16 protein-coding genes and 2 pseudogenes are annotated in these 9,052 nt (G+C 78.8%); all 18 read left to right on the plus strand.

The features are described 5' to 3' along the window. A partial coding sequence (locus PYV61_RS15420; RefSeq protein ID WP_275833123.1) for a M20/M25/M40 family metallo-hydrolase occupies positions 1 to 873 on the plus strand: 873 nt, incomplete at its 5' end. A 118-nt stretch (positions 874 to 991) separates the two neighbouring features. Next, positions 992 to 1,378 carry a hypothetical protein gene (locus tag PYV61_RS15425; RefSeq protein WP_275833125.1) on the plus strand — a complete coding sequence of 129 codons (387 nt, stop codon included), beginning with the start codon at positions 992 to 994 and terminating at the stop codon, positions 1,376 to 1,378. Next, positions 1,371 to 2,081, plus strand: coding sequence for a hypothetical protein (locus PYV61_RS15430; RefSeq protein WP_275833127.1), 711 nt, complete (start codon positions 1,371 to 1,373; stop codon positions 2,079 to 2,081). Before PYV61_RS15425 ends, PYV61_RS15430 begins: the two co-directional genes overlap by 8 nt. Then, positions 2,078 to 2,554, plus strand: coding sequence for a hypothetical protein (locus tag PYV61_RS15435; RefSeq protein WP_275833129.1), 477 nt, complete (start codon positions 2,078 to 2,080; stop codon positions 2,552 to 2,554). Before PYV61_RS15430 ends, PYV61_RS15435 begins: the two co-directional genes overlap by 4 nt. A gap of 7 nt (positions 2,555 to 2,561) precedes the next feature. Beyond that, a complete protein-coding gene (locus PYV61_RS15440) occupies positions 2,562 to 3,311 on the plus strand; it encodes a DUF2071 domain-containing protein (protein WP_275833131.1) in 750 nt (249 codons plus the stop codon). After that, a complete protein-coding gene (locus PYV61_RS15445) occupies positions 3,308 to 3,673 on the plus strand; it encodes an MmcQ/YjbR family DNA-binding protein (RefSeq protein ID WP_275833133.1) in 366 nt (121 codons plus the stop codon). The genes PYV61_RS15440 and PYV61_RS15445 overlap by 4 nt, the downstream gene beginning before the upstream one ends. A gap of 73 nt (positions 3,674 to 3,746) precedes the next feature. After that, positions 3,747 to 4,373: a pyridoxamine 5'-phosphate oxidase family protein gene (locus PYV61_RS15450; protein WP_275833135.1), complete on the plus strand. Its 627-nt coding sequence runs from the start codon at positions 3,747 to 3,749 to the stop codon at positions 4,371 to 4,373. A gap of 21 nt (positions 4,374 to 4,394) precedes the next feature. Then, entirely contained in the window at positions 4,395 to 4,664 is a 270-nt protein-coding gene (locus PYV61_RS15455; RefSeq protein WP_275833137.1) for a hypothetical protein, read from the plus strand. A 6-nt stretch (positions 4,665 to 4,670) separates the two neighbouring features. After that, positions 4,671 to 5,144: an NUDIX domain-containing protein gene (locus PYV61_RS15460; RefSeq protein ID WP_275833139.1), complete on the plus strand. Its 474-nt coding sequence runs from the start codon at positions 4,671 to 4,673 to the stop codon at positions 5,142 to 5,144. Between the two features lie 48 nt (positions 5,145 to 5,192). Next, positions 5,193 to 5,609 carry a VOC family protein gene (locus PYV61_RS15465; RefSeq protein ID WP_345785245.1) on the plus strand — a complete coding sequence of 139 codons (417 nt, stop codon included), beginning with the start codon at positions 5,193 to 5,195 and terminating at the stop codon, positions 5,607 to 5,609. Between the two features lie 5 nt (positions 5,610 to 5,614). Beyond that, positions 5,615 to 5,989: a DUF1801 domain-containing protein gene (locus PYV61_RS15470; RefSeq protein ID WP_275833142.1), complete on the plus strand. Its 375-nt coding sequence runs from the start codon at positions 5,615 to 5,617 to the stop codon at positions 5,987 to 5,989. Between the two features lie 70 nt (positions 5,990 to 6,059). Then, positions 6,060 to 6,311, plus strand: coding sequence for a hypothetical protein (locus tag PYV61_RS15475; RefSeq protein ID WP_275833144.1), 252 nt, complete (start codon positions 6,060 to 6,062; stop codon positions 6,309 to 6,311). A 27-nt stretch (positions 6,312 to 6,338) separates the two neighbouring features. Further along, positions 6,339 to 7,247, plus strand: coding sequence for a GNAT family N-acetyltransferase (locus PYV61_RS15480; protein ID WP_275833147.1), 909 nt, complete (start codon positions 6,339 to 6,341; stop codon positions 7,245 to 7,247). Positions 7,248 to 7,261: 14 nt separating this feature from the next. Then, positions 7,262 to 7,642, plus strand: a pseudogene (locus PYV61_RS26625) (VOC family protein); the annotation flags it as partial. Further along, positions 7,634 to 7,999 carry a nuclear transport factor 2 family protein gene (locus PYV61_RS26630; RefSeq protein ID WP_345785246.1) on the plus strand — a complete coding sequence of 122 codons (366 nt, stop codon included), beginning with the start codon at positions 7,634 to 7,636 and terminating at the stop codon, positions 7,997 to 7,999. The pseudogene PYV61_RS26625 and the gene PYV61_RS26630, both read left to right, overlap by 9 nt. A gap of 1 nt (position 8,000) precedes the next feature. Continuing rightward, a complete protein-coding gene (locus PYV61_RS15490; RefSeq protein ID WP_275833152.1) occupies positions 8,001 to 8,624 on the plus strand; it encodes a GNAT family N-acetyltransferase in 624 nt (207 codons plus the stop codon). Beyond that, complete coding sequence (locus PYV61_RS15495; protein ID WP_275833154.1) at positions 8,621 to 8,815, plus strand: hypothetical protein; 195 nt, start codon at positions 8,621 to 8,623, stop codon at positions 8,813 to 8,815. Before PYV61_RS15490 ends, PYV61_RS15495 begins: the two co-directional genes overlap by 4 nt. Before the next feature lie 2 nt (positions 8,816 to 8,817). Beyond that, positions 8,818 to 9,052 (plus strand): annotated as a pseudogene (locus PYV61_RS15500) (hypothetical protein); the annotation flags it as partial.

A 9,052-nucleotide genomic window follows, 5' to 3' on the forward strand; every position in this document is an offset into this window, starting at 1 on the left:
CCGCCCCGCGCGCTCGCCGCCGACGTCGCGTTCCTCGCCAGCCCGACGCTCGCCGGGCGCGAGCCGGGGACGCCCGAGAGCCGGCGCGCGGCGGCGTACATCGCGGCGGCCTACGACCGCCTCGGCCTCGCGGGCGCGTTCCCGCGCGAGTGCGCCGTCGGCGCGGCCTGCGCGCCCGACCACTTCCAGCCGTTCTCCTTCGGCGGGCGCGTCGGGCGCAACGTGGCGGCGGTGGTCCCGGGGCGCGACGGCGCGCTGCGCGCCGAGTACGTCGTCGTCGGCGCGCACTACGACCACCTCGGGCGCTCGACGTGGAGCGCGTACGACCCCGAGGCGGGCGACGTGGTGCGCCCCGGCGCCGACGACAACGCGTCGGGCGCCGCGGCGGTGCTCGAGCTGGCGCGCCGGCTGGCGGCCAGCCCCCCGCGCCGCTCCGTGCTGCTCGTGCACTTCGACGCCGAGGAGCTGGGGCTCGTGGGATCGCGCGTGTTCGTCGAGCACGCGCCCGTGCCGACGCGCGCCGTCGCGCTGATGCTCAACCTCGACATGGTGGGCCGCCTGCGCGACGGCCGGCTCACCGTCGAGCCGTCGGCGGCGCCGGCGCACGTGCGCGCGCTCGTCGACTCGGCGGCGGCGCGCCTCGGCGTGCGCGTCGTCCGCTCGACGTCGCTCGCCGACCGCTCCGACCACGCGAGCTTCGCGAAGGTGCGGGTCCCGGCGCTGATGCTCACCACGGGGCTCCACGGCGACTACCACCGCGCGACCGACGTCGCGTCGCGCCTCGACCTGGCCGGGCTGGCGCGGGTCGTCGACCTCGCGGAGGCGGTCGTGCGCGTCGAGGCCGAGCGCGACGCGCGCGCCGACCGCCCCTGACCGGCCGCGCGCGACGCCGGACGCGGTGCGCGGCGCGTTGCCGCCGCGCCGGCGGCGGCGCATCATGCACGCGCCCCGCGGGTCCCGCGCCCCACCCCGACCGTCGCTCGACCGCCGCATGACCGTCCGCAGCACCGCGCTCCGCTGGCTCGCCGCGACGCACCGCGTCCGCGACGCCGACATCTTCACGTCGCGGCTCTACCCGGCCGCGGAGTCGTGGACGGGGGAGGCCGCGTGGTGGGTGCAGGTCCCGGTGCACCGCCTGGAGGCGCTCGGCGCCGGCGACGTGCACCTCGTGCTGCAGGGCGCGGGCGGCGGGGGCGGCTTCCACTACCTGCGCGTGCCGGCGGCGTTCCTGCGCGACCGCCTGGCGGGGCTCGACGCGCCGGACGGGCGCACGGTGAGCCTCTTCCTCTCGGCGGAGCCGGCGACGCGCTTCCGCGACGAGCGCGGCGCCGCGCGGCTCGAGCTCGCGCCCTTCGCCGTCGGGGCGCCCGGTGGCTGACCCGGCGCGGCGGCGCGCGATCGCGGTCGCCGAGGTGCGCTCGCACCTCCAGCGGCGCGGCTCGCCGCGGACGCAGATGACGGCGATCGTCGCCGCGACCGCGGGCGCGGGGTTCGTCGCGTCGTACGCGATGCTGCGCGCGGGGCTCACCGCGATGGCGCTGCGCTACCCGCTGGCGCTGGGCGTCGCCTACGCCGTCTTCCTCGCGCTGGTCGGCGGGTGGCTGCGCCGCTTCCGCCACGCCCCGCGCGCCCGCGGGGGCCCGAACGCGCTCGACCTCGACGCGGCCGACCTCCCGGCGCGCTACGTCTTCGGCGGCGCGGGGAACGACGCGGCGGGCGACGCCGCCGGCGGGTGGAGCCTCGACCTCGACGAGGGGGCGCTCTGGCTGGTGCCGCTGCTCGTGGCGGCGGCGCTGGTGCTCGGCGTGGCCGGCTACGTCGTGTACGCGGCGCCGGCGCTGTTCGCCGAGCTGCTGCTGGACGCGGGGCTGGCCGTGGGGCTGTACGGGCGGCTCGCGCGCGCCGAGCGGCGCGGCTGGCTCGGCACCGCGGTGCGCGGGACGCTGGCGCCGGCGTGCGTGGCGGCGGTGCTGCTCGGCGTCGCGGGGTTCGCGCTGCAGCGGCTCGCGCCCGGCGCCGTCTCGATCGGGCCGGCGACCGCCCGCCTCGTCGGCGGCGCGCCGGCCGAGGCGGCGCGGTGACCGCCGGCCCGCTCGACCCCGCGAACCCGGTCGTCGCGCTGTGCGCCGCCGGGATGGCCGCCGAGGGGACGCCCGAGGAGGCGCGGCGCCTGTTCGAGCGGGCGTGGGCGGCGCGGCGGGACGACCTCGACGCCGCGATCGCCGCGCACTACCTCGCGCGCCACCAGCCGACGCCGGAGGCCACGCTCGACTGGCACGCGCGGGCCGCGCGCGACGCCGAGGCGGTGGCCGGCGGGCGCGCGGCGCCGCTGCTGGCGTCGCTCTACCTCAACCTCGCCGACGCGCAGGCGGCCGTCGCCGACCGCGCGGCCGCGGCCGCGACGGTGCGGCTCGCGGCGGCGCACCTCGAGGCGCTGCCGGCGGACGGCTACCGCGACTTCGTCGCCGGCGGCGTGCGGCGGCTCGCCGAGCGGCTCGGCGCGGCCGACGACTCGGCGCACTACGAGGAACGCGAGCGCCGCGCCGCGCGCTGAGTCGGGGATGACGCCCCCGCCCGCGCGCCGCCCCGCCTTCCTCACCGCCGAGTGGCGCTGGCTGCTCATGCTGAACTACGAGGTGCCGCCGGCGGCGCTCGCGCCGTTCGTGCCGCGCGGCACGACGCTCGACCTGTGGGAGGGGCGCGCGCTGGCGAGCGTGGTCGGGTTCCGCTTCCTGCGCACGCGCGTGTGCGGGGTCCCCGTCCCGCTGCACCGCGACTTCGACGAGGTGAACCTGCGCTTCTACGTGCGCCACGAGACCGCGGCGGGGGAGGTGCGCCGCGGCGTCACGTTCGTGCGCGAGCTGGTCCCGCGGCGCGCGATCGCGCTGGTGGCGCGCGTGGCGTACGAGGAGCCCTACCTCGCGGTGCCGATGCGCAGCACGACGCCGCCCGCCGGCGCCGACGCGCCGGGGCGGCTCGCGTACGAGTGGCGCCGCGGCGGCGGGTGGGAGTCGGTGGGCGCCGCCGCGGTCGGCGCGCCGGCGCTGCCGGCGGCGGGGTCGGAGGAGGAGTTCGTGACGGAGCACTACTGGGGCTACACGCCGCGCCGCGACGGCGGCACGACCGAGTACGAGGTCGCGCACCCGCGGTGGCGCGTGTGGGCCGCCGACGCGCCGACGCTGCGGGCCGACGTGTCGCGCCTGTACGGCCAGGCGTTCGCCGGGGCGCTGGCCGCGCCGCCGCGCAGCGCGTTCGTCGCCGAGGGGTCGGCGGTGACCGTGTACCGCCCGCGCCGGCTCGCCCTCCCGTGAGCGCCGCGCGCCGCCCGCTGCGCTTCGAGGACGTGCGCGCGCTCGCCGCCGCGCTCCCCGGCGTGGAGGAGGGGACGAGCTACGGCACGCCGGCGCTCAAGGTGCGGAAGCGGACCTTCGCGCGCGTGTGGGAGGACGGCGCCACGCTGGTGCTGCGGGTGCCGTTCGCGGTGCGCGACCACCTGCTCGCCGCCGCGCCGGCGGCGTTCTTCGTCACCCCGCACTACCACGGCCACCCGGTCGTGCTGGTGCGGCTCGACGCGGTGACGGCGGACGCGCTGGCGCCGCTGCTGGAGGAGGGGTGGCGGCAGGTGGCCCCGAAGGCGCTGCGGCGAGGGCGGGAGGTGGCGCCGCCGCCGTGAGGGGCGCATGATGCGGGCGGGCCCCGCGACCGCGGCCGGCCCGCCGGCGACCCGCACCCAGCCCGACGTGTCCGTGCGCGCGAACGACGCGTGGGAGGTCCGCACGCCCGACGAGCTCGCGACGCTCGTGGGGACGGTGGCCGAGCCGTCGCGGCGGAAGGAGGTCGCGCACCTGCCGCCGTCGTACCGGGCGATGATCCGCGCGTCGCCGTTCTGCGTGCTCGCCACCGCCGGCCCCGAGGGGCTCGACGCGTCGCCGCGCGGGGACGCGCCCGGGTTCGTGACGGTGCCCGACGCGCACACCCTCCTGCTGCCGGAGCGGCGCGGCAACCACCGCGTGGACAGCCTGCGCAACGTGCTGCGCGACCCGCGCGTCGCGCTCCTGTTCCTCGTGCCCGGGCGCGGCGAGACGCTGCGCGTGAACGGCCGGGCGCGCGTGCTCGCCGGCGCGGCGGCGGTGGAGCCGTTCGCGGTCGACGGGCGCGCGCCGGTGTGCGTGCTCGAGGTGCGCGTCGAGGCGGCGTACTTCCAGTGCGCGCGCGCCGTGCTGCGGTCGCGGCTCTGGGAGCCCCTCCCCGCCGGGCTGCTGGCGACGGTGCCGACCGCGGGCGCGATGCTCGCCGAGCTGACCGGCGGCGCGGTCGGCGGCGCCGCGTACGACGCCGAGCTGCCGGCGCGGCAGCGGGCGACGCTGTACTGAGCGGTGCCGACGGGAGCCCCGGTGGACGACGACCTCGAGACGATGACGCGCGAGCAGCTGGTCGCGGAGGCGCGGCGGCTGCGCGCGGGGATCCGGACGCACCGCGACGCGTCCGGCCACGCGCTGTGCTGGCACCACCCCGCGCTGTGGGGGCTGCTGCCGGAGCGCACCGACCCGCTGCCGACGGTGCCGGACTGGCCGGCGTTCCTGCGCGGGTGCGTGCGCTACCGCGAGTCGCTCGACGCGCAGCTCCCCGGCGCGCCGCGCGCCGACGCGCCGTACCCGGGCTGACGCGCGATGCGCCTGAACCCGTTGGTGCTCGACCTGTGGGTCTTCCGGCGGCGCGCCGGCGCGCCGGAGTACCTGGTGCTGCACGCGTCGGCCGCGAAGGCCGCGCGCCACTTCGGCGGCGGCCGCTTCTGGCAGGTGCCGAGCGGGGTGTTCGCCCCCGACGAGTCGGTGCCGGCGGCGGCCGAACGGCTGCTCGCGCCGTACGGGCTCCCGGCGCGCGCGGTGTGGGCCGCCGAGTGGAGCTACACGATCTTCAACCGGCGCTTCGCCGAGATCCAGATCGTGACGGTGTACGCGGTCGAGACCGACGACGCCGCGACGCCGCGCCTCGACCCCGAGGAGCACGCCGAGCACGCGTGGCTGCCGTTCGAGGAGGCGCTGGCGCGGGTGCACTACCGCGGGCTGAAGGACGGGCTGCGCTCCGTGCGCGAGTACGTGACCGGGCCCGACGCGGCGGCGCCGGAGCTGCGGCTGCGGTGATCTGCGGTGATCCGCGGTGATCCCCCTCGTCCCACCCACGCGCCGATGATGCGACCCCGCCTCACCGTCCTCACCCTCGGCGTCGACGACCTGCCGCGCGCCGTCGCCTTCTACCGCGACGGCCTCGGGTGGCCCACGCCGGGGATCGTGGGGCAGGAGTTCGCGCACGGCGCCGTCGCGTTCTTCGACCTGCAGCCCGGCCTCCGCCTCGCGCTGTGGCCGCGCGCCGACCTCGCGCACGACGCCGGCGTCCCCGCCGGGCCGCGCAGCGCGACCGAGTGCAGCCTCGGGCACAACGTCGCGAGCGCCGCCGCCGTGGACGACGTCATGGCCGCCGCGGCGCGCGCCGGCGCGGCCGTCGTGAAGCCGGCCGGCCGGACGTTCTGGGGCGGGTACGCGGGCTACTTCCAGGACCCGGACGGGCACCTGTGGGAGGTCGTCTGGAACCCGGACTGGGAGGGGTGACGCGCATGCCGGGCGGAACGGGCAGGCCGGAGACCGTCGAGCAGTACCTCGCCGCGCTCGACGACGCGCGGCGCGCGACGGTCGAGCGGATGCGCGACGCCGTGCGCGCCGCCGTCCCCGAGGCGCGCGACGCGTTCAGCTACCGCATGCCGGGGTTCACCGTCGACGGGCGGCCGCTGGTGTGGGTGGCGGCGTGGAAGCGGCACTTCAGCGTGTACCCGGTGACCGCCGAGCAGGCCGCGGCCGCCGCCGGGCCGGACGACGCGTACGACGTCGAGAAGGGGACGGTGCGCTTCGCCGCGAATGCGCCGGTGCCGTACGACTTCGTGGGGCGGCTGGCGCGCGCGCGGGCCGACGCGCTGGCGGCCGGCGCGTCGTAGGCGTCCGGGCCGGCGCATGCGTCGCCGGGGCCCGGCGTGCAAGTTCCCGCGCGCCGGACGTCTCCCGCGCATGCGACTCCGCACGCGCCTCCTCGCCCTCGCGCTCGCCGCCGCCTGCCAGGGCCCGCCGGCAGCGCGCGCACCGGCCGCCGCCGCGCCCCCGCCGGACTCCGTGCCGTGCTTCGTCGGCGACCCGATGCCGACCGCGCGCCCCGACGCGCGCCGGTACACGATGCGGGTCTACCCGCCCGACTCGACGCGCGCGTACACGATGCGCGAGCAGCGGGTGCCGCTCTGTCCCGCCGACTCGGCGCCGCCGTAGATTCCGCCCACCCCGCACCCGCCCCGCATGGACGCCGCCCCCGTCGAGATCCGCCTCCTCGCCCCGCACGACCACGCGGTGCTCGACCGCGTCGCCGACGACGTGTTCGACGAGACCGTCGACCCGCGGCGGGCGCGCGAGTTCCTGGCCGACGACCGGCACCACCTCGTCGTCGCGCTCGACGCGGGCGTCGTCGTCGGGTTCGCGTCGGCGGTGGACTACGTGCACCCGGACAAGGCGCCGCAGCTCTGGATCAACGAGGTCGGCGTCGCCCCCACGCACCGCCGCCGCGGCGTGGGCCGCCGCCTCATGGACGCGCTGCTCGCCCACGGCCGCTCGCTCGGCTGCGCCGAGGCGTGGCTCGGCACCGAGGAGGACAACGTCCCCGCGCGCGCCCTGTACGAGAGCATGGGGAGCGCCGCCGAGCCGTTCGTGCTGTACGCGTTCCCGACGGCGCCGCGCGGCGGGGCCGCGTCGGGCGCCTCGCGTCTCGTGCACGCCGACGCCGAGACGGTGTGGCGCGCGTTCGTGGACCCCGACGCGCTCGTCGCCTGGCTCCCGCCCGACGGGATGACCGGGCGCATGCACGCGTTCGACGCGCGCGCCGGCGGCGGCTACGAGATGTCGCTGTTCTACCCCGACGACGTCCCCGACGCGCCCGGGAAGACCGCGGCGCGCGAGGACCGCGTGCGCGTGCGCTTCGTCGCCGTCGAGCCGCCGCGGCGCCTCGTCGAGGCGGTGCGCTTCGTGAGCGACGACCCGGCGTTCGGCGGCGAGATGACGCTGACGGTGACGCTCGAGCCGGCGTCGGGGGGGACGGTGGTGACGCTCGGCTTCGACGACCTGCCGCCGGGGCTGCGCCCCGAGGACAACGACGCCGGCGCCCGCGCGAGCCTCGCCCAGCTCGCGCGCCGCGTCGAGGCGGCGGGCGCGTAGGCGCGCGCGATCCGATGCCGCATCTCGCGCACGTCGCGCTGCTCGTCCGCGACTACGACGAGGCCATCGCCTGGTTCGTCGGCCGGCTCGGCTTCCGCCTGGTCGAGGACACGCCGCGCGCGCCGGGCAGGCGGTGGGTCGTCGTCGCGCCCCCGGGCTCGCGCGAGGCGACGCTGCTCCTCGCCCGCGCCGCCGGCCCGGAGCAGGAGGCGGCCGTGGGGCGGCAGGGGGGCGGGCGCGTGTTCCTCTTCCTGCACACCGACGACTTCGCGCGCGACCACGCGGCGTTCCTGGCCGCGGGCGTCGCGTTCCGCGAGGCGCCGCGCGACGAGGCCTACGGCACGGTGGCGGTGTTCGAGGACCTGTACGGGAACCCGTGGGACCTCATCCAGCCGCGCGAGGACCCGCGCCACGCGCTCGTCGACCGCTACCTCGCCGCGTACGAGGCGTTCGACGTCGAGGGGATGCTCGCCACGCTCCACCCCGAGGTCGCGTTCCGCAACGTCGCGGGGGGCGCGGTGACGCACGCGACGCACGGCCGCGACGAGTTCCGCGCGCTGGCCGAGCGCGGGGTCGCGCTGTTCCGCAGCCGGCGGCAGGCGGTGCGCGCGCGCGGCGTCGACGGCGACCGTGTGTGGATCGACGTCGACTTCTCGGGAGTGCTGGCGACGGGCGAGGCGCTGCGCGTGTCGGGGCGCTCGACGTTCGCGTTCCGGGACGGGCTGATCGTCGACGTCGTGGACGAGAGCTAGCGTGCCGCCCCGCGCGCCCGTGATCGGGGTCCGCGAGGAGCCGATCGCCGCGCTCGCCGAGCACGCGCGCGTGCCGATCGCGTTCACGGTGCGCGAGCGGCTCGTGCTCCCGACGGACGCCGCCGCCCTCGACCTCGTGGCGGTGCCGGTCGAGCCGCCGTGGGTGAAGGACTACGACGCCGTCGAGCCGCCGGCGTCGTGGCCCGCGCAGTTCGACGTCGCGCGCTGGGGGCTGCTGTCGGCGTGGGACGGCGGCACGCGCGTCGGGGGTGCGGTGGTCGCGCGCGACACGCCGGGGCTCGACCTGCTGGAGGGGCGCCGCGACGTCGCGGCGCTGTGGGACCTGCGCGTGGCGCCGGCGCACCGCGGGCGCGGCGTCGGGACCGCGCTCTTCCGCGCCGCCGAGTCGTGGGCGCGCGGGCGCGGCGCGCGCACGCTGCTGGTCGAGACGCAGGACGTCAACGTGCCGGCCTGCCGCCTCTACCGCGCCCGCGGCTGCGCGCTCGTCTCGGCGCGCCGCGGCGCGTACCCGACGCTCCCCGACGAGGCGCGGCTGATCTGGGCGCGGCGGCTGGACGACGGCGCCGGGGCGGCGGTACGTTCGGCGGCGACGGAGGATCGATGACCGGCCTGTTCCGCCACGTATGCCTCGCGGTCGGCGCCCTCTCCCTGCTCGGCGCGGTGGCGCCGGGGGCGCGCGAGTCGGTGGGGCGCTTCAGCACCGCGCGCGGGCGCCCCCTCGGCCGCGCCGCGCGCGCGATGCTGCTCGTCGTCGGCCTCGCGTGGATCGCCGTCGGCCTCACCTGCGCGCCCTGACGATGCACCTCCTGGCCGACCTGCTCGACCACCTCGCGTGGGCCGACGCCCGCACGCTCGCCGCGATCCGCACGCTCCCCGAGGACTCGCCGGCGCGCGGGCGGGCCGCGCGGCTGTACGCGCACGTCGCCGCCGCGGAGCACGTGTGGTGCGCGCGGCTGGAGGGGCGCGCGCCGGCGCACCCCGTCTGGCCCGAGCTGCCCCTCGACGACGTGGCGGCGCGGGCCGGGGCGAGCG

It is taken from the genome of Roseisolibacter sp. H3M3-2 (genome assembly GCF_029211165.1).
Taxonomy (GTDB): domain Bacteria; phylum Gemmatimonadota; class Gemmatimonadetes; order Gemmatimonadales; family Gemmatimonadaceae; genus Roseisolibacter.

Coding starts and splice junctions, on each gene's coding strand:
- PYV61_RS15425 (WP_275833125.1), top strand. CDS start 992: ATGACCGTCCGCAGCACCGCGCTCCGCTGGCTCGCCGCGACGCACCGC.
- PYV61_RS15440 (WP_275833131.1), top strand. CDS start 2,562: ATGACGCCCCCGCCCGCGCGCCGCCCCGCCTTCCTCACCGCCGAGTGG.
- PYV61_RS15460 (WP_275833139.1), top strand. CDS start 4,671: ATGCGCCTGAACCCGTTGGTGCTCGACCTGTGGGTCTTCCGGCGGCGC.
- PYV61_RS15465 (WP_345785245.1), top strand. CDS start 5,193: ATGCGACCCCGCCTCACCGTCCTCACCCTCGGCGTCGACGACCTGCCG.
- PYV61_RS15470 (WP_275833142.1), top strand. CDS start 5,615: ATGCCGGGCGGAACGGGCAGGCCGGAGACCGTCGAGCAGTACCTCGCC.
- PYV61_RS15475 (WP_275833144.1), top strand. CDS start 6,060: ATGCGACTCCGCACGCGCCTCCTCGCCCTCGCGCTCGCCGCCGCCTGC.
- PYV61_RS15480 (WP_275833147.1), top strand. CDS start 6,339: ATGGACGCCGCCCCCGTCGAGATCCGCCTCCTCGCCCCGCACGACCAC.
- PYV61_RS15495 (WP_275833154.1), top strand. CDS start 8,621: ATGACCGGCCTGTTCCGCCACGTATGCCTCGCGGTCGGCGCCCTCTCC.